Below are 18,593 nucleotides of genomic sequence, written 5' to 3'. Positions count from 1 at the left end.
CCCCCGTCCAAACAGGACGAGGGCTGACTCGTTCAGGTTGCGGGCCGCACCTTATCCACACCTTCGACAGCGGCTCATGTTGGCTCGCCCACCTGTTCGAGCAGCGCCGCCGCCCCCAGTCTTGGCCACCTTGCGCTTGAAGTAGACGTTCTGCGTCATCGACACCTGCGCGTGCCCGAGCTGGTCGGCCGCCGCCCGCGCGGTGAGGCCGGCGTCGTCCATCATTGACGCCACCGTCTTGCGGTAGACGTGGCTGGGCACCCACGGATAGCCCGCCGCGTCGAACGCCTCCCGCAAGTCCGCCGCGCGACGAGGTCAGGCCAGCTCGGACACCAAGCCGTCAGGCCGTCTACAGGCCGTCTAGGGTCCGTAGACGATGGAAGACAACGCTGATCAACACCTGCTTCCACCGGAGGTCAACCACAGGTTCGAACGCCAGGCCTTGCCGGCAGCAAGATCTTCACAATCTTGGCGAGCGTGGTCCGACCACAGGGCGGCGCGCGATCCACAGACGTTATCCACAGTGTGGATAACTCGAACGTGTATTCGAACCTGCGGTAGGGTGACCTGCATGAACGGTGTTGGGAGCACATGGCGGCCGGACGGACCGGTTCGCTACCGCCGCGACGGCATCAACCGGCTCGTCGGGGTCATGCCCGCGACGTGCAAGCAGGGCCTGCACGCGCTGCATGTCGTCGGGTACACCGCGCGCGAGACCACGAGCGAACACGGCTCGCAGGAGTTGCTTGCCATCACCTGTGCGGCCTGCGTGAGCGCCAACCTGTCGGGGGCCACCTGGTATCTGGTCAGGACCCAACCGCGACCGGAGCTTGCGGAACTGGATGACGAGCCCTATCGGGACATAGAGCCGCAGCTCATGGAACGCCCCGTGACCCGGTAGGTGGCCGCGGTGGTCCATCGGCAATGGCGCGAGTTGGCGACGCGGCTCATCGCGGACGCCCAACTGCTCGCCAACGAGCTGCACGCAAGCGACGACCCACCCAGTCCGGGCGAGGCGACTGAACTGGTACGGGCGACCGGACACGTGGTCGCTCAACTGGCCGTACTCAACATCCGCATCGGACGCGCCTACGGCAGTCGCCTACCCGAGGATGTTCTTGATCAGTACCGTGCGGCTGTCGGTCACCTCAGTACCGTCTCAATAGAACGGGTCGCCGACGGGTTGGGGCGCGCACCGTGACGCGGACGTTGTCTCAGGGCACACGACGAGGTCAAGATCAACACCACACGTTACCCTCCCCAAACGATGACAAACGACCACAGTCGACCGTCCACTACAGACTCTTGAGCTAGGCGGCTTGTCTGGCAACGCAAGGGAAAGTGCGAAGACGTCAGACAACAACAAGTGCGCCAAGTTAATCCGTAGGTTCTGGGTTCGAGCCCCAGGCGGCCCCGGCGTGGGGACGAGAATCCCGAGGTCATGTGACGTGCCTGGGGTGGTCTGGCCGCCGGCCCAGTCCCGTGCGGTCAAGGACAGGGGCCGGTCCGGCGGAGCCAGGGTCAGGCCGCGTGCATGCGCGGAGTGATGGCGGGCCAGTCGTTTTCGACCTCAGCCAGCCGGATTGCGCGGTGCCGAGCAAGGCCGTGAGCACGAACACCGCAACGAGCAGCGCCGTCGGGCGGGACGACGGTGTCGTCGGCGGTCGCCGCCGAGCGGCCCCCGCTTGTGTGATGCCATGGATGGGTTTGCTCCTGGCCCCGAAGGTGGATCTCATATGCGAGTGGTGTCGAGCCCTCAGCGCCCGACACCACTACGGCCGGGCAAGGCGGAATTCCGTGGCTGCCTGAAAGACCGGCCAGCGCAGCGTGAACGAGGCGAAGATCCCCGCCCTTGCTGCAGGTGTCCATCATCCGACCTGGTGGGGATGCACCCTAACCGCCGCCCAGGTGTCAACACCCTGCTCCGAACGGGCGCAGCCGCCAGACGACACGATCGGCGGTACCGACACGTGTCGTCCTGCGAGGTCACATGTCGCTCGACGCTAACCCGGCACCACCTTGATCGGTCGCATCATCTCGTTGTCCTCGTGATCCAGGATGTGGCAGTGCATCACGTAGCGGCCCGGCAGGTCGAACCGTGCCGCGACCCGGGTGGTCTCGTGCGGGTACACGATCACGGTGTCCTTGCGGCCGGTCTCCCAACGCTCCGGTGGCCGGGCCGCTCCATTGGCACGGCGCCGGTCGAGGACCTGGAACTGCACCTGGTGCAGGTGGATGGGGTGGGCGTCCTGGGTGAAATTGGTGAGCTCCCAGACCTGTGTCGCGTCGACGGCAGGTGACTCGGTGACGGGCGCGCCCCACCCGAGCGGCTCGGGGGTTCCGTCCGCCCTGACGGTGCCGAGCATCGTGCTGGTCATCGTCTGCTGGTAGTAGCGGGAATGCGACTCGTTGAGCGATATCCGCCAGGTGTGCTCGGCCGCGCCGAGCGGCTGTGCGGCGGGCAGGCGCAGCTGCGCCGGGGGCAGACTGGTGTCCGGTGAACGTCGCGGCACCACCACGAACTTCATCACCTGCCCGGTGGTGGCCGGGTCGGCCGCCGCGCCCCCCGGCATCCCGCTGAACGCCCCGTCCGGTCCCTCGTTGACCAGGTACAGTTCGCTGCCCACCCGCACGTCGGTGAAGTCGACGATCAGGTCGGCTCGTTCGGCCGGGGCGCACAGCACCTGCCCCAGGCGCACCGGCGTGGGTAGGAAGCCGCCGTCTGCACCGATCTGCCAGCAGGACAGCGTCGGTGGCACCGGCCGGGCGGCCAGCGGGTCGGTGACGATCTTGAGCACCAGGGTGCGCGCGTTGCAGGCGTTGAGCACGCGGAAGCGGTAGCGGCGGGGTTCGACCGTCAGCACCGGCCAACTGCGGCCGTTGACCACCATCGTGGTGCCGAGCGTCTGCGGGTTCCACAGCGGCGGCACGTCGCTGAACGGCACGAACCGCGCGTCTGGCGGGATGTCGGCGACGAAACTCCGTGTCGGCGGGAAGAAGATCGAGCCGTCCGGGGTGAAGGAACGGTCCTGGATCACGAGCACGATCTCGTAGCGGCCGGCGGGCAGGACTCCGGCCGGCAGGTCATGACGGCCGCCGCGAACGACGTAGCAGCCAGCCAGCCCGGCGTGCTGGTTGAGCCTGGTCATCCCGAGCGTGTGGTCGTGATACCACAACATCGTCGCGGCCTGGTCGTTGGCGTACTGGAAGACGGCGGTTCCGGGACGCCATCGCACGCGCAGGCGCTCGGTCGCCTGGTGGCGGTGCGGCTCGTAGTAGGAGCCGGCTCTCGCGTATCCGGTCGGGATGTCCCGTGCCCGTGGTAGGTACCAGGCCGAGGGGTAGCCGTCGCTGTCCTGGAGGCTGTGCGCGCCGTGCAGGTGGGTGACGATCGGTACAGGGCCTCGGTAGTCCGATGGCGTCGCGGCGAACATCGGGCGCGTGTCCCGATCCGACCGACCGCCGGGTGGGTTGGCCCAGTGCAGGGTCTGGTCGACGGGGAACAGGTGCGGCAGGTAGTGCCCGTGGCCGTCGACGAGGTCGTTCACCCAGGTGACCCGCACCGCTCGCCCGCTGCGTGCCTCGATGGTGAAGCCCGGGGTGTGCGAAGTCCTCGGGTGGTCAGCCGATCCGTAGCCCCACACGGTGGTAGTGGGAAAGTCATGGGGAAGTACCTGTTGCCTGAACTGCCGCACGCTGATCGTGTAGCCGTCGAGATCGCGGGTGGCCCAGGACCGGGGCATCGTGGGCAGCATGGGCAACGGGGTGACGTACTTGGGGATCGTTGCCGGGTCGAGTACGACGCTTCCGCTGTGGCTCGCCAGGCCCGGTGCCGGCGTGGCTGTGGAGGTCGCGCCGACCGACATCGACGCGGCGACGGCGCTGCCCAGTTTCGCCGCCCTGAGCATGGTTCTCCTGCCGAACCGGTTGGCGGTGGAGCCGTCGGCGGGCAGTGGCCGGTCAGGTTCGTTCATGGTGCCTGCTCGGTCCTGTGTCTCGCGGACGAATCGCTGAGCCGTCAGCGTGCGTCCATGGGGCCAATGAGGTCAGGCCTCACTACGCACGAGGCACGCCGCGCGTTCGACATGATCTGTCGCAGCAGGACCGCGCTCAAGTCCGAGCACCCGAGGCAGATAACCGAGCAACACTCGCTGCTGGAGGCGTGTCCCGCGCCCTGCCCGGACACGGCCAGGGGCGGCGACCATCGTGTTTGGCCTGTCGACGCTACCCGCAACCTGTCCCGCCCCGGGGGTTCGGTGGTCGAGGTCAGCGGGTCGGCAACGGGGAAGTTGCTGGATGTCGCCGATGTCGGCGGCGTAGGGCGGAACGCAGACGTGGCCTTCTGCTGGTGGTGGGCCGAGACCGGGCAGGGGCACGGTCGGCTCGTCCGCCCACGCGGTCAAGGGAAGGCGGATCGTGGCCGGCTCCAGCGCGCTCGTGGCGGGCATGGATGTCAGCTACTTGGCGAGCGATATCGGCTCGTCGGCAGCGGGCCAGTCGGCGTTGTGTCCACCAGGCCTGCACTCCGTAACCGTCCCCAGCCACTCCGACCACGCCGAGGAGCAACCCGGCGATGCTGCCAGCGGCTTGCACCCAGAACATGACGACCTCCCGGTGATGCCTGGCGTGCCAACCGGTCGCCGTCACGGCTGGCACGCCAGGAGCTAATGACGGCAATGGCGTCGACGGCGATGGGACCGGCGGGAAACGTCGGGGCGGACATCGCGGCGGGAGCCTTTCTGCCGGTCGGGCGGAACGACCTGCTCACCGAGGCGGCCACGACCGCCACCCGGCTCGATGCGGACCCGCAGCGGCAGCGGGCGCTGAGAGCAACGTGGTCAGCCACCGCGTGTCCGGTACGTACGTGCTCGGCGACGCCGGAACCGCGTTGGCCCACGCCCAACGCCTCCCGCTGGCGGCAATCCCCACCACCGAACGCCGCGCGCGGCTGCTGGTCGACACAGCGCAAGCTTGGGCACGATTCGACAAACCCGACCGCGCTTATCAGACGCTGCTGGCCGCTGAACGCATCGCCCCCGGCGAAGTCCGCACCCGCAACGCCCTCCGCCGCCTCGTCGGCGACCTCCTGGCCTCCCCGAAACAGGCGGCCATGCCCAGCCTGTCCGCCCTCGCCCGTCGAGTCCACGCACCAGGCTGACCCCGGCCGCACACCCTCCAGCGCCACCGAGAACCGCCCGGTTGGGCGAGCACACAAGTGACGCCGGTGGTGTCGGTGACGACGGGCGACGAGCCGCGCCAGCGCCGACGGCTACAAATCTGATCGATTCGGCTACGATGCGCGACACGCAACGACCTTGCTCGAAGGACACGCACTGTGACCGAATCCCCAGCGCCCGAGTCTCCTCGTCCTGATCCGTATCCGCCACAGGGCGTCGATCTGGATCACCCCAGTGTGGCCCGTGTGTACGACTGGTACCTCGGTGGAAGCGCGAACTGGGCGATCGACCGCGAGTTCGGCGAGAAGGCGCTGGCGGCGTTCCCGTTCGTGCGTCCGGCTGCCAAGGCGAATCGGCAGTTTCTCCACCGGGTGGTGCGCTACCTGGCCGAGCGGGGCATCCGACAGTTCGTCGACGTCGGTTCGGGCATTCCCACGATGGGGCCAACCCATGAGGTCGCGGACCGGGTGAACCCGGAGTCGGCGGTGGTGTACGTCGACAACGAGCCAGTCGCCGTCGCGCACTCCCAGGTGCTGTTGGAACAGCACGGAGACCCGGCGCGGCACGCCGCGATCCACGGTGACCTGCGCGACCCGGACGGCCTGTGGCAGAAGGTCGCCGACAGTGGTGTGATCGACCTGGCGGAGCCGATCGCGCTGCTGATGCTCGCGGTGCTGCACGTCCAACAACTCGACCCCCATGGGGTGGACCAGACCGCGGCGACCGCGGCTCGCTACCGCACGCTGCTGTCGGCGGGTTCCTACCTGGTTATCTCTCATGGCACTGCCGATGGTGTGCCGCAGCAGCGCGCGTCGGATATGGAGAGCTTCGCCCGGATGTACGACCGGTCCAGCACGCCGGTGGTATGGCGGCCACGGGCGGAGATCGATGCCCTTTTTGGTGACCTGGAACTGGTTGAGCCGGGTACCACCTGGACACCGCTGTGGCACCCGGAGGAGTCCACCGATGACACGCCGGCGATTGAGTTCGCCAGTCCGGATGACTCGGTCGTCTGGGCCGGCGTGGCCCGCAAGAACTGAGACGACCCAATGCCGAACGCGGGCACGCGCGAGAACGGTTGATCGGCGGGGAGAGACAGGTGCCTGGGTCACAGACCGCTAATCCGGCCTCTCCCACGCAACACGATCGAAGACGAGAGCGCCGAGGGGTGTGCGCGCCTTTCCACCGGTACGCCGAGTAGATCCGTCTGACCTCCAGTTCCCCCGGGTCCAGCAGCCCGGGCGACTCAAGCAAGCTGGGGTCGCCGTCGATCTCCTCCAGATAGCCGTGGTTCGCTGCCCTGGCCATCGGGCGGTACGCCGAGGGGTGCGTGAGTAATACCTCAAGGTCATCGACGGTCAGCGGCGGTGTCCACACCGGCCAGGTCATGCGCATCGGCGACTGGGTGACTAGCGGGCACACCCGACGTAGTGGCCGGTGTCCTCACGGCTGCGACCGGTGACGAACAGCAGCGGCAGTGCCATCAGCGCAAGCCACGTCAGGGCTGGGGGAGGCCCGATTTGGTTCGGTGTCGTCGTGGCGTTCGCCGTCCAAGCCCAGCGACATCAGCCCTGACACTCGGCCCGAACGTCCCCTGCCGAATTGCGACCATCGACTGCCGGCGGCTTTAGGTGTCGGTTGCGGCGGCCTGCTTCCGTGGATAGCCATGTGATCGTGTGTCAGCGATCGCCGTTTGAGGATCCTTGTGCGGCACTCGAGTCGGCGTTCGACGCCGATGTAGTCGTCGGGCGCGCTGGCGCCGTCGTCCGCGTCGGGCCTACCGGTTGGCTCCTGTGGGGGGCTGGATGTTCTGGTTGATGTGGAACATGTTGTCTGGGTCGTAGCGGCCCTTGATCTGGGCGAGTCGGTTGTAGTTGCCGCGGTAGGACGCTGTGACCCGGTCCTGTCCCTCGTCCATCAGGAAGTTGACGTAGGCGCCGCCAGCCGAGGTGGGGTGCAGCTCCTGCCAGTAATCCCGGGTCCATTGGGAGATGACGCCGGCGTTGGCGGGGTCCGGGTCGACGCCCACGATGACCCCTGCCCAGCCGCCGTCCCGGTAAGCGAAGGCGGTCGCGTCGTCCGGCACGCGGCTGGCGGCACCGTCGATGGGGTAGAGGTGCATGGTGGAGTGGCCGGTCGGCAGCTGCGCGCCGTATCTGCAGTGCACGTCGATCGCGGCGTCGGAGATCTCGGTGAAGAAGTCCGACCGCCAGTACCACTGCAGCCCGGCCGGATAGAGGCCGTCGAACGCGCTCTGCAGCATGGCGAACGGCATGGCGTGCAGGCCGACCAGCAACGGCGAGCCGTATGTCGTGATCGGCTCGAGCACCTCGTCGGTGTGCGTGTGCGATCCGGTGTAGCACCAGACGATGGCGCAGGACTTGCGGCCCCAGAGCTCCTCCGGGAACGGCGCGGCGGGTGGGACGGCCAGCAGCGCGAAGAAGCCGCTGAGCTCCTCCGGCAGTGATGGCAGGAGCTCCCGGTACCAGCGCAGCACCTCGGCCGTGTCGGCGAGGTCGTATAGCACGGGGCCACCGATGATCATGCCGCGTTCCCCGATGTCGTGGCAACGGAAGGTGAACGACGTGACGACGCCGAAGTTCCCGCCGCCGCCGCGCAGAGCCCAGAACAGGTCGCTGTGGGAACTGTCGCTAGCCGTCACGAACGTGCCGTCGGCGAGCACCACATCCGCGGCGAGAAGATTGTCGACGGTGAGACCGAAGCGCCGCGAGAGGTAGCCGATGCCGCCTCCGAGCGTCAGGCCGCCCACACCGGTCGACGCGAGGAAGCCGGAGGGAGTCGCCATGCCGAACCCGACGGTCGCGTGGTCGACGTCGCCCCAGGTGCATCCCGCGTCGGCGCGGACGGTATGGTTGTCGGGGTTGACCGTGGTGCTGCGCAGCAGGGAAAGGTCGATGACCAGGGCGTCATCCCACACCCCGAGGCCGGCGGCGTTGTGACCGCCACCTCGCACGGCGATCTCGAGGTCGTGTTCCCGGCCGAAACGCACACAGGCGATGACGTCGACGGTGTCTCGACAGCGGGCGATAGCCGCCGGCCGCTTGTCGATCATGGCGTTGTAGACGGCGCGCGCCTGGTCGTACTCGGCGTCGCCCGGGGTGATCAGGTCACCGCGCAGGGCGGCAGCCAGGTCTTCGTACGGCGTGTTGCCGATGCCGGCTGATGTGGTCGGCGTGGTCATGCGGCCCCCTTCCACTACGGCGCCACTATGGCGCTCTATGGGTGCGGTGCTCTCCCGCCGAACGCGAGCCGACCGAAGGCAAGAACCATCCACGATCCGCGAAGAACACCCGCCAAGCGCTCAAGCTAACTCCCGGGGCCATCGCAAATCGACCCATCCGCTTATTCTTTATACACCACTACAGTGTCACACCACTACCGCGTGACTGGAAGTGGCGAGTTTACCTCCGAAGGCTCATCCATTAGAGAGCAGCGGGTGGCAAGGTCGCGCCAATGACGGAAATGGGCCACTGCCCCATGCCGCACCCCACCATCCGACACCGCGACCGTCAGCCCTGTTACATCTTGCCCACATTGCATAAATGAAGCACAGGTGAAGTCGACGGCAAGAAAGTGAAGTCAGGTTTGAGACCCTACAACGAGCTTGTAGGATCTTACGGCGCATGACATCTTGATCTTCTGCGACCTTCGGGTCTCGGCTTGTCTCACTTCGATGTCACCCAAGATCGATCTCATTTTCGTGGCACTTCTTCGGCGGCAGCGTGAGCGATGACGGCGCGCGGCCGGGCAGCGAGGGGCCGGCTCAGCGGTCTCCGCGAACGCCCTCCTCGCGGCATGTGAGTGCGTTTCGGGGACGCCCGCCGGGCCCGAATCCCGGACCCGAAGGGCGTCGCAACTCGCGTCGGACGCCAGACACCTGACACAGTGAACCGACGCTGAATCAGGTGGCCGACGGCGTCTGAGAAACTACCGACTGTCGGCAACCAGCCCCGCGAAAGGTCAGTCGTCACGCAACCGATCGGCCAGTCGTTCAGCGTTGAGCTGCGACATTGCCCGCTCGACCTCCTCCTGGTCGGTCAGGTCGACGCCGCGCCGGGACAACTCGGCCAGGATCTGCTTGGCCGGCCCCCACGTGGCCTCCGTGTCGAACGACTCCTCGAAGTCGGGCGCGAACTCGTCGACAGCGGCGACCACCGGCTCGATCCACTCGGCGTCCACGCCGCGACGGTTCAGGGCGAACCGCAGCCAGCCGCGTAGCGTCTCAGGCAGCGCAGCGCGCTGCTGGGCATCCAGCAGCGCCTTGCGCGGCAACCAGTCGGCCAGGAACAACTCCACCGCGCCTGGGCTCCAGCACAGCGGACCGGCGGTGATGTGACCGTCGCCGTAGTCCAGGAACAGATCCGCAAGCGACCGGGTCACCCCATCGGCAGGTACGCCGCCTGCGGCCACGAAGTCCTCCACCAACCGCTGCCGCTGCGCGTCGGCCAGCGGCTCCCAGTCCGGCCCCGCGGGCAGATACGGCCGACAGCGTGCCCAGGCCAGTGCCCGCAGTTCGACAACGTCCGGGTCGTCCTGCCGCGGCCAGGTCATATCCGTACACCGCAGCGCGTCGGCGAACTCAGCCAGGACCTTCTCAACCGGATACGCGGTCAGTGGCATCGGCACCTCGTCGTCGTCACGGAACTGATCCCACAGCGAGGCCGCCCCTGCACGCAGCAGACCAACCCTGTCGACCAGGATGCCACCGACCGTGTCGACCTGCGCCATCAGCGTGTGCGGCTGCGGCCCGTCGAACTCCACAAACAGCACGCGCTCGGACTCCCACACGTCCACCGCCCGCCACGCCGCGACCGGCGTCCACCCCGACGTGTCGATCCACGCAGGCATCGGCTGCGTCTCGGCGAGGATCGCCAGCGTCTCGTCGAGCATCGTGTGCTCGGTCTCCGGCACCACCCGCCGCAGCGCCGCGACCGCAACCACCGCATGCGGGCTGGGTTTGGTGCACGCACGCCCGACTACGCCCATACACAGGTCATGTTCCGGTTCGCGCTCGCCAAGAGGAGCAGTGACCCATGCCTGGCCCAACCACCCGCTCACCCATCGCTCGACATCAAGCACGTCGGCAAGCTGCACAATGCTCCGCGCGTCGGACATCATCCTGTCAGCAGGAAGCAGTGCCCGAACTGGGCCAAGCCGCTTGCGCTTGGGCTTGCCCCGTCCTGCCGGCCGCCCTCGACTCTTCGGGCTCATGGAACACAGTCCATCACACCTCGCGCGACTCCGTCAGTCAGGCGAGCAGGGTGCGGACAGTTGGAGACAAGTCGGCGTGATCGGTGTGTGCTCGGCAGTTCTGAACGACATCGGCACCGGATGACCCATTTTGGCATCCCGCCTTAACAAATCCCAGGATTCGCGTATGATTGGGCATAGTTCGACATCGCGCGACAGACCCAGGAAATTCGGTTGAGCCCTTTTAATCCGTAGGTTCTGGGTTCGAGCCCCAGGCGGCCCACTCGAAGTCACAGGTCAGCGCGTTGCGCGGCTCGGCCGTTGCCGTCGAACCCGCGCTTACCCCTCGGGCTCGGACTCCACGACGTGATGCGCGAGCTCGATCGGCTCCAGCAGGCCGTTACATCCCTTGACAAGTGCCTTGAGGGCTCTGGCTCCGGGTTGATTCAGCTCCACTCTGCCGGGAACCGCACCAGCCGTCCGCACAGTGGAAGCAGTGCGCACCCCGCACACGGGTCGGCAGCCTCACGGCCGAAGACCGCCCAACGCACCTGAAGCCACCGAACGGCCGGCAAGCCGCGCGGCGGTCGTCGCGCCCTTGATGTGGTGCTCGTGGGCCTCGCCCAAGGCGGCCGCGAACGACTGCGCGGTGGCCACGTCGCCGAAGGGGTGCGCGGTCACCGACTCGCCGCCGAGCTTGCGGGCCGCGCCGGCGGCGGCGGAGCTGGACTTCCGGTCGCCGGCGGCCCCGTCCCGGAGCCCGCCGGAGTCGTACCTCATGTCGGACATGGGGTTCCTTGCTTTCTCGGCCGGGTGCGGGGAAAGCGGTCAGGACATACCGTCGGCGACGCGGCGCACGGCGGCCTGGTCGGCGACGGTGGTGGTGGCGGAGGTCAGCTCGTCGCCGAGGGTGGCGGTCTTGTCGGCGCGGCCACCCTCGATGTCGGACGGGAATCGTGGGGCGCCGGCGATGTGGTGCTGGTGGGCCTCGCCGACGGCGCCGGCGAAGGAGCCGGCGTTGTTGACGTCACCGAACGGATGGGCGTCGACGGAGACCCCGCTCAGGGTGCGGGCGGCCCCGGCGGCGGCCTCGCCGGACTGGCGGTTCTTGGAAGCGCCGTCCCGGAGGCCGCCCGAGTCGTACTTCATGTCCGACATCAGCTGTCCTCTCCGAGGACGCCGCGGGCGGCCCGCTGACCGCTGGACCACACGTCGTCCTCGACCAGCCAGTCGGGGTTCTCCCGCGTTTTGTCGCGGTCCTTCTCGCCCTTGCCTGCCTGCATCCCGGGCACGTAGCCGCGCTGCCCGGAAGAGCCTTCGGCCTCACCGGCCGCGGCCGTCGCACGGGCGCGAGCCTTGGCCCGGCCGGTCCACGTGGACTCCGGCTCGGCCAGGGCGCGATTGCGGCGGGCACGAGAGCCGGCGCCACCGCCGATACCGCCACCAGCACCGGCCTGCATCGGTGGCACGTAAGGACGCCCGCCCTGCTGCGCCTCCTGCTGAGCCAGGGCGTTGGCCGCGTAGGCCTTGGCCGCCATGGAGTTGCCTGCGGTCTGGGCCAGCTGCGAGTACGCCGGGTTGGCGGGGTTCAGGCTGGGCGGCACCGTGCCGCCGAACAACGGCTTGCCACCAAGGGAGAAGAGCGGATCGACGGAGACGCCGCCCCCACCGCCGCCGCCCAGCGCCAACGGGCCGGGCGTGCCGCCGGACAGCCCTTCCAGGCGGGACGAGTACTGGGTGACGTCACCGAAAGGCTTGCCCGTCACGGGATCCACCCAGCGGCCGCTGGTCGGGTCGTACTCCTGGCCGCTGCCGGGGTCGATCAGGTAACCGGTCCGGGGGTCCTTCACCCAGCCGGTGAAGTCCTTGCCGTCGGAGCCGATCACCGAGGAGTGCGGGTAGTCCTCCTTGCCGGGCAGCTGCGGCGGCGTCTGCGTGGTGTCCGTGGCGATGGGGCGTCCGTCGTCGGTCGGCGTCGTCACCGTGTGCGTGTCGACGGGTGTGCCGACGGTCTTGCCGGTGGATCCCGGTCCGTCCGAAGTGGACGTTGTCGTGGCGCCGGTTCCGCTGCCGGAGCCGCCGTTGGTGACCGGCGCGGGCGGCACGGTGCCGGGGTTGAACGCGTTGTAGGCGGCGGACCACTTGTCGATCTGGGGATTGAGCACGGCGGCGCCCTCGGCCTCGGCCGCCTTCATGCCGTTGACTTTGCCCATGGACAGCGCGTCGTCCGGTCCGACGATCTTGTCGATCTTCTGGGAGACGGTGGCGTACTGCTCGTGCGCCTCCATCTGGGCTCTGCTGCCCACGGCCCCGGCGTTGGCCAGCCCGGTGCCGACCGTGGTGGCCTGGTTGGCGACCTGGTTCATCCAGTTGGCCACGGGCGTCGCCCGGGCCCCGAAGTTCTGGTACGGCGTGCCCTGCTGGGCGGTCACCATGTCGCTGGTGCCCTTGAGCTGGTCGGCCGCGCTCAGGCACGCGCTGGCGAAGTTGCGCCAGGTGTCGGCGACCTGCTTGAGGCTGTAGGGCTGGCCGCTCTGGATGACGTCGTAGGCGTCGTAGAAGTCGTAGTCGGCCATCATCGTCCGCCATTCGGGGCGCCGTTGTTGGCGGCGTGCGTCGTGTCGGCGTTGGCCTGGATGGCCATCTGCCGCGCGGCCAGCGTGCGGGCGGCGAGGTCCTGCATGTCCAGGCCGACCTTCGCCAGCTCGGACTGCAGCGAGGTGAACATGTGCGTGAGTCGCACCTGCGCGGACAGACCGCCGTCGATCTGGCCGAACGCCCCGGGTGGCGCCAACGCGTTCCTCAACTGGTTGACGAGCTCGTCACCCCCCTGCTGCTTGAGCCGGCTGGCCGCCTCGTTGAGCAGGTCGGGGTCGAGCACGACCTTCTGGTCGTCGGACCACCCGAACAGCTGGTTCCCCATGGATGCCTACCCTCCCCGCGGGACGCCGACCAGACACCGGAGCCCCCGGTGTCCGCGTCGGGTCGACCCGGTCAGCCTCGAATGACGTTGCTCATGTTCCGGTTGGTCTCGGTGGCGATGTCGCCGACCTTGCCCACCGCCAGCTGCTGCGAGTTGAGCTGCGCCGTGTACTGCTCGGTCTTGCGGTGGTACTCGTTGGTGCGGTCCTGCAGCGAGGAGCCGGTCAGCGAGTCGAGCGCCTCGGAGACGGTGCTGGACAGCTTGCTGCGCACGCCTTCCCACACACCGTCCCAGTCGGACTGGTGGCCACGGGTGGCCGAGGCGATCTGCGAGATCTGCTCGGTGTTGAACTCGATGTAGTCGGTCATAGCCGAATCCCCCTCACATTCCCTGCGCGACGCTGGTGCTCAGGCCGCCGGGCGAGGCCGCCTTGGCCGCCTGGGTGGCCTGGTCCGAACCGGACAGCGCGGTCTCGCGCAGCCGGCCGAGATCGGTCTTGAGCTGGCCCAGCACCTCGGACAGCGCGCGGCCACCGCCACCGAGCTGGTCGAAGGTGGACGCGGTGACCTGGCCCGCCGGCGCCTTCATCGCGGCCTGGCTGAGCCCGGCCTGGTCGAGAATCTTCTTCGTGATGCCCTCCATCTCGGACACCGCGTTGTTCACGACGTTCTCGGCCGCCTGCACGGTGGCCAGATCGATCTTCGGACCGCTCACGGAGACCCTCCCTGTACTGGTCTGTCGTTGGTGAGACCGCCCCACTGTCCATTCATGACGGCAGTCGGTCAGACGAACCGAGCGCCGGGTGCGGTTCCCCTTGCCCGTGAAGTCACTGTAGAACGGCTCGGCAAACGGCGGAGTCGTTTTCGTCAACTCAGGGGAGTGAGCGCTACTCTGAGTAGCCCCTCAAAAGATCAACCGCGGGTGAGGGCGCCGCAGTCCTCGCCGAACAGCGCGCTGGCCGTCTGCAGCTGATCAAAGGCTTGGGCCAGCTTGGCGGTGTCTTTCGCCTTTCCCGCGTCGAGCACCGCGTTCATCGCCGCCAGCAGATCGTCCGAGTCCTGATAGGCGGGAAAGGTCGCGGGCACGCCGTACTGCTGGAGAAGGCCACGCTGCGGCGTGGAGCTGGCGATGGCGTCGGGGAGCGTCGTCTGAATGTCCTGCCAGCCCGCATCGCTGATCGGGCGGCCTTTCTTCACCTGGTTGAGGTAGGGAATCAGGCCGTTGACCACGCCGGAGGCGTAGAGGTTCGCGACGCAGACCGCGCTGTTGAACGGGCCGACGCCGGGCGGCAGGGCCAGGTTCCGGCTGGTCGTCGTGGTCGTGGCCGCCGTGGTCGTGGTCGGCGCGGCCGAGGTCGTGACCGATGTGGACGTGGGGCCGGCCGTGCCCGGGTCGCCGGTGCAGGCGGTGAGCAGGCCGCCGAGGACGAGTGCGGTGCCGACCACTGCCATCTGCGCCGTCTTGACCATGGGACCCAGTGTGCCAGTGGGTGACGGTTGCGCCGATCGGCGGCCAGGTGACGGATCCTCCCCTATCCTCGGACCAGTTTCGGGGACGAGAGGCCGCGACCATGGACCTGATTTCCAACGACGAACTCGCCCAGAAGGCCGGATTCGACCCGTGGAAAGAGCAGGGCCGGCTGGCCAAGGGCGATCCGGCTCAGGTGGAGGGTCTCGCGGCGGCGTTCTACAAGGCCGGCGGCGACATGACCACGTCGAACTCCTATCAGCAGAAGGCCCAGCACTACGTCGGCGAGGGCTACCAGGTCAACGGGGCCTCACCGGTGGACTTCGACGCCCAGGCCGCGGGCACGAAGACCAGTCCGGAGCACCTCCAGCAGATCGGCAGGACGCTGGACACCGTGGCCGGCGACCTGGACGGGGCCATCAGCAAGGCGACGTCCGAGGTCAACGGCCTGAACGGCGAGCTGGCCGCGATCGAGCAGCAGTGGGGCGCCTTCATGCAGCAGACCGGCCACCACCTGCCGCCGGACGACCGCCAGGCCGCGCGGGACGATTTCGTCAATCAGGCCGTGGCCGCGGTCAAGGCTCACGGCGGCGCCGTGCACCAGCTGCTCACCGGATATGAGGAGACGCTTTTCGGCGCGCAGCGGACGATGTCCGATCTTGGTTATGTGCCGCCGAGCCAGCTCGAGGATCTCGGCGCCGATGCCGACGCTTACGTGAAAAATCTTCAGACATTGGCCAAGAAGTACGCCGATGATCTCAAGAACAACCACTCGCTCGATGAGAACTGGGCCCGCAACGCGCACACCGTGGCCGGTGAGATCGCGCCGTACATGGATGATCCCTATTTCGCCTCCGCCTTCTACGGCGAACTCGGGCCGCAGCTCAGCCAGATCCTGCCGAGCATGCTCCAAGCCAGCGGCAGCCACACCGCCGCCGAAGATCTCAAAACGTTCAGCCACGCTTTCGGCACCGCAGTCAGCAATGCCAATGACGATCCCGGCATGAAGGCCGTCGCCGACCAGTTCCTGGTGCCGCCTCGCGAGGCAGCCACCTCATGGAGCCGCGCCGCGATGGCCTCCAACGGCCACTTCCCGCCCGACTGGCTCGCCCAGGCCGCCCGGGCCAACGCCCTGGACGAGTTCGCCCAGCACGGCGCCGAGGGCTTCGGTGGCATGGGCTTCCGCGGCGGCCCCGCCGGCTCCTTCCCTTACGACGTAGGCGTTCCCGACGACGTCGTCGCCGCCTGGACCCAGGACCTCGGCGGCAACCCCGTGGCCGCCCGCGAGGCCCTGGCCACCATGGGCCAGCCCGGCACCGACGTGCACATCCACGGCGACCCCACCGCCGCCTACCAGGACAACATCCACAAGCTCGTCGAGTACGGCAAGGACGACTCCACCGGCTCCATCGCCCACGGCTACGGGGCCGCCTTCGAGGCCGCCGCCGGCGCCGACAACGAGACCGACGGCAGCCACAGCCCCGAGGCCGTCACCTTCGCCAAGGCCCTGTTCAACGACATGGCCCACGACAGCAAGGACGTGCCGCCGATCGCCGCCCAGAACTTCGCCAAGATCGGCGGCTCCTACGTGCAGGAGATGGCCGCCGGCTACCGAACTCATGGCGACGAGGTCCTGCCCGTGGACGCGAACGGCAAGCTGCTCGGCGACAACGCCGCGTTCGAGGTGCCGCCGGAGCTGGCCCAGGAGTTCGCGAAGACCTTCGCCGGCAACCCGGAGGCGACGAAGATCTTCGACTCGGCGGCCGGGCAGGCCGCGCACAACGCGATGCTCGCCGGCGCGCGAGGCGACGTGGACCTGTTGCACCACAACCAGTCCGCGCACTACCTCGATGACGTCTCCCAGGCCTACGGCTCGGTGGCCGGCTCGGAGAACAGTGCCGCGGTCGAGGTCGTCGGCGAGCAGGTGGAGAGCGAGGAGCACGCCAAGGAGATCATGAAGGGCATCCTGTCCGCGGGCGTCGACATGATCCCGGCCGGCAAGCTGGCCGAGGCGGCCGGCGGCGCCTTCCTCAAGGTGTCCGATTCGGTGTGGGACGCCATGAAGCACACCACGAACATGGGGCTGGAGAGCGTCTACGGCGCGCCCGCCGGCTCCGAGCAGCAGCTCGAAGCGCTCAAGGACAACGGCCACGAGGTGGCCATGGTCGGCGACTACGAGCGCACCGCGATCCTGCAGGAGGCCGGTTATCCGGGCACCGACAAGATTCCGCCGCAACTGCTCGACGGCCACGGGCACATGCTCAACGTCGCCCAGGTCATGAGCGACGACACCCTGAAGAAGGCGTACTACGACTACATGAGCGGCGTGGCGAACGAGTCCGAGGGCACGCTCGGGCAGGGCGCCTCGGTGTACGAGCAGGCCAACAACGCCGCCGGTCGGTTCGACCACGGATACAACTTGGCTGGTGGCAAGTGAAGCGCACGGTGATCGCCCTCGTGACGGCGTTCGCATGCTGTGTCGGCTGCTCGGGGCAGTCGGCGCCCCGGGACGATCGTCCGACCGTACGATCGGACATCGAGGCCTTCGGCAAGGCGCTGGTGCGGATGGGCTATCTGGCATCCACCCCGGACGTCTACATCGGACAGTGCAAGGACGCTCACTGGGCGGCGGTGAAGTGGTCGGCGCCGGTGATCGCGCAGTTGGCCAAGGAGAACCAGTACAGCGCGGAGCAGAACGTGCTGGCCACGGCCGATCAGGCGATCAAGCTCGACGAGATCCGCTTCATCCAGCGGTCGAACGACGACGATCCGGCGCAGATGGCGCTGACATCGGATCATGCCACGGTGCTGACCGTCACCGTGCCCAAGGCCGAATATGTGCGGATCGACGGATATGCCTCCTGCTAGTGGTAGGTGAAGGTGTACGACAGCGAGGCGGCGAAGGAGCCGGGCTGGCCGAGGGTGGCGTCGACGGTGACGGAGACGTCGTAGAAGGCCGTGCGCAGGCCGGGCAGGGTCTTCTTGACGTGGCCGGCGCCGTCCCACACCGAACCGGGGTCCACGCCGAGAGCGGGAGCGTCGGCGGCTAGGAAAGCCTGGGCGTCGGCGATGCTGCTGGAGGCCAATGACACCACGGTCTGGGTGGCGGTGGAGTCGACGCTGCGGACGGGGCGCTGGATGACGCCGCCGGGCAACTCCAACCGAACCGACAGGGTGGCGTTCCATGCCGGTTGCACGCGGGCGGTGGGGAAGCCGTCGCGGAAGGCGAGCTCGGCGCGGGACGGCCTATGGGTCAGGTCGATGGGGAAAACGCCGTCGTGCACAACGGCGTCGATGGCGTCGTTGTGGAACTGGTCGATGGTGAAGGTGTAGTTGACGCCGACGGCGCCGTCCTCGTAGCCGATGACCTCGACGTAGGCGGCCAACCAGTTCCGCACGAGACCGTCGACGACGCTGGAGCCGATGGTGGCGCCGGTGACGCGGGAGAGCTGGTCACGGACGTCCTGTGTGGACAGACCGAGGGTGGGGGCGTCGGCGAGCAGGCTCTGCTGGGCCTGGGCGGCCCGATCGAACTTGCGCTGCACGACTATGTGCTGCGGCGGCAGCGAAACCGCGCCGGCGAAGTCGCCGCCGTCGGCGGTGATGCCGAAAGCGGGAATGTGCAAGGTGCCGGTGGGCAGCACGACGGTGGTGACGATGGCGTCGACCCCCGACCCGCGCTGGTACGACCGGTCGTTACGGCCGTCGGCGAAGCCGAAGTCGGCCCGGGTCGGCTTCCGCGTGAGGTCGATCGTCGCCTTGTCGTCGTGCACCAGGGACGGCGCGACGGGTGTGCTCACGGTGCAACCTCCAAG

At 68.1% G+C, this 18,593-nt stretch carries 18 protein-coding genes; 6 read left to right on the top strand and 12 right to left on the bottom strand.

Annotated features, from left to right (window positions below):
• Positions 1-51: 51 nt before the first annotated feature.
• Positions 52-297 carry a tyrosine-type recombinase/integrase gene (locus KUTG_RS28365; RefSeq protein WP_043721078.1) on the bottom strand — a complete coding sequence of 82 codons (246 nt, stop codon included), beginning with the start codon at positions 295-297 and terminating at the stop codon, positions 52-54.
• A 274-nt stretch (positions 298-571) separates the two neighbouring features.
• Here KUTG_RS28365 and KUTG_RS28360 point away from each other — a divergent pair, with 274 nt between their 5' ends.
• Positions 572-901 carry a hypothetical protein gene (locus KUTG_RS28360; RefSeq protein WP_043721076.1) on the top strand — a complete coding sequence of 110 codons (330 nt, stop codon included), beginning with the start codon at positions 572-574 and terminating at the stop codon, positions 899-901.
• Positions 902-1,201 (top strand): hypothetical protein, encoded by a 300-nt coding sequence (locus KUTG_RS59045; protein WP_157494815.1) that lies wholly within the window; start codon positions 902-904, stop codon positions 1,199-1,201.
• Positions 1,202-2,003: 802 nt separating this feature from the next.
• Here KUTG_RS59045 and KUTG_RS28355 read toward each other — a convergent pair.
• Positions 2,004-3,974, bottom strand: a complete 1,971-nt coding sequence (locus KUTG_RS28355; protein ID WP_198047334.1) for a multicopper oxidase family protein — start codon at positions 3,972-3,974, stop codon at positions 2,004-2,006.
• A gap of 875 nt (positions 3,975-4,849) precedes the next feature.
• Between KUTG_RS28355 and KUTG_RS59040 the strand changes: the two genes are divergently transcribed.
• Complete coding sequence (locus tag KUTG_RS59040; RefSeq protein ID WP_043721073.1) at positions 4,850-5,158, top strand: hypothetical protein; 309 nt, start codon at positions 4,850-4,852, stop codon at positions 5,156-5,158.
• 177 nt (positions 5,159-5,335) lie between these two features.
• Positions 5,336-6,217, top strand: a complete 882-nt coding sequence (locus tag KUTG_RS28345; RefSeq protein WP_043721071.1) for an SAM-dependent methyltransferase — start codon at positions 5,336-5,338, stop codon at positions 6,215-6,217.
• Between the two features lie 737 nt (positions 6,218-6,954).
• On the opposite strand, the gene KUTG_RS28340 is transcribed toward KUTG_RS28345, so the two are convergent.
• From KUTG_RS28340 to KUTG_RS28300, 9 genes are all read right to left on the bottom strand, one after another.
• Entirely contained in the window at positions 6,955-8,379 is a 1,425-nt protein-coding gene (locus KUTG_RS28340) for an FAD-binding oxidoreductase (protein ID WP_043721069.1), read from the bottom strand.
• A gap of 779 nt (positions 8,380-9,158) precedes the next feature.
• Positions 9,159-10,316: a regulatory protein RecX gene (locus tag KUTG_RS28335; RefSeq protein ID WP_198047333.1), complete on the bottom strand. Its 1,158-nt coding sequence runs from the start codon at positions 10,314-10,316 to the stop codon at positions 9,159-9,161.
• A gap of 597 nt (positions 10,317-10,913) precedes the next feature.
• A complete protein-coding gene (locus tag KUTG_RS28330; RefSeq protein WP_043721066.1) occupies positions 10,914-11,177 on the bottom strand; it encodes a hypothetical protein in 264 nt (87 codons plus the stop codon).
• A gap of 39 nt (positions 11,178-11,216) precedes the next feature.
• Positions 11,217-11,546 carry a hypothetical protein gene (locus KUTG_RS28325; protein WP_043721063.1) on the bottom strand — a complete coding sequence of 110 codons (330 nt, stop codon included), beginning with the start codon at positions 11,544-11,546 and terminating at the stop codon, positions 11,217-11,219.
• Positions 11,546-12,964, bottom strand: a complete 1,419-nt coding sequence (locus KUTG_RS28320; protein WP_043721062.1) for a hypothetical protein — start codon at positions 12,962-12,964, stop codon at positions 11,546-11,548. The genes KUTG_RS28325 and KUTG_RS28320 overlap by 1 nt, the downstream gene beginning before the upstream one ends.
• Positions 12,964-13,311 (bottom strand): hypothetical protein, encoded by a 348-nt coding sequence (locus KUTG_RS28315; RefSeq protein ID WP_043721060.1) that lies wholly within the window; start codon positions 13,309-13,311, stop codon positions 12,964-12,966. Before KUTG_RS28315 ends, KUTG_RS28320 begins: the two co-directional genes overlap by 1 nt.
• A 71-nt stretch (positions 13,312-13,382) precedes the next feature.
• Positions 13,383-13,679 (bottom strand): hypothetical protein, encoded by a 297-nt coding sequence (locus KUTG_RS28310; protein WP_043721058.1) that lies wholly within the window; start codon positions 13,677-13,679, stop codon positions 13,383-13,385.
• A gap of 13 nt (positions 13,680-13,692) precedes the next feature.
• On the bottom strand, positions 13,693-14,025 hold the full coding sequence (locus tag KUTG_RS28305) for a hypothetical protein (RefSeq protein ID WP_043721056.1): 333 nt from the start codon (positions 14,023-14,025) through the stop codon (positions 13,693-13,695).
• 197 nt (positions 14,026-14,222) lie between these two features.
• On the bottom strand, positions 14,223-14,780 hold the full coding sequence (locus tag KUTG_RS28300; RefSeq protein ID WP_043721055.1) for a hypothetical protein: 558 nt from the start codon (positions 14,778-14,780) through the stop codon (positions 14,223-14,225).
• A 101-nt stretch (positions 14,781-14,881) separates the two neighbouring features.
• On the opposite strand from KUTG_RS28300, the gene KUTG_RS28295 reads away from it, so the two are divergent.
• Together KUTG_RS28295 and KUTG_RS28290 are read left to right on the top strand one after the other, a co-directional pair.
• A complete protein-coding gene (locus KUTG_RS28295; protein ID WP_043721052.1) occupies positions 14,882-17,215 on the top strand; it encodes a putative alpha/beta hydrolase in 2,334 nt (777 codons plus the stop codon).
• Complete coding sequence (locus KUTG_RS28290) at positions 17,212-17,646, top strand: hypothetical protein (protein ID WP_043721050.1); 435 nt, start codon at positions 17,212-17,214, stop codon at positions 17,644-17,646. Before KUTG_RS28295 ends, KUTG_RS28290 begins: the two co-directional genes overlap by 4 nt.
• On the opposite strand, the gene KUTG_RS28285 is transcribed toward KUTG_RS28290, so the two are convergent.
• Positions 17,643-18,578 (bottom strand): hypothetical protein, encoded by a 936-nt coding sequence (locus KUTG_RS28285; RefSeq protein ID WP_043721047.1) that lies wholly within the window; start codon positions 18,576-18,578, stop codon positions 17,643-17,645. The two genes, KUTG_RS28290 and KUTG_RS28285, sit on opposite strands and share 4 nt — an antisense overlap.
• Between the last annotated feature and the right edge of the window lie 15 nt (positions 18,579-18,593).

Origin of the sequence: Kutzneria sp. 744, assembly GCF_000568255.1 — a bacterium.
In the GTDB taxonomy this organism is placed as follows: Bacteria; Actinomycetota; Actinomycetes; order Mycobacteriales; family Pseudonocardiaceae; genus Kutzneria.
The sequence above is the reverse complement of the archived record's forward strand: the minus strand, read 5'-3'. Positions and strand labels throughout refer to the sequence as shown.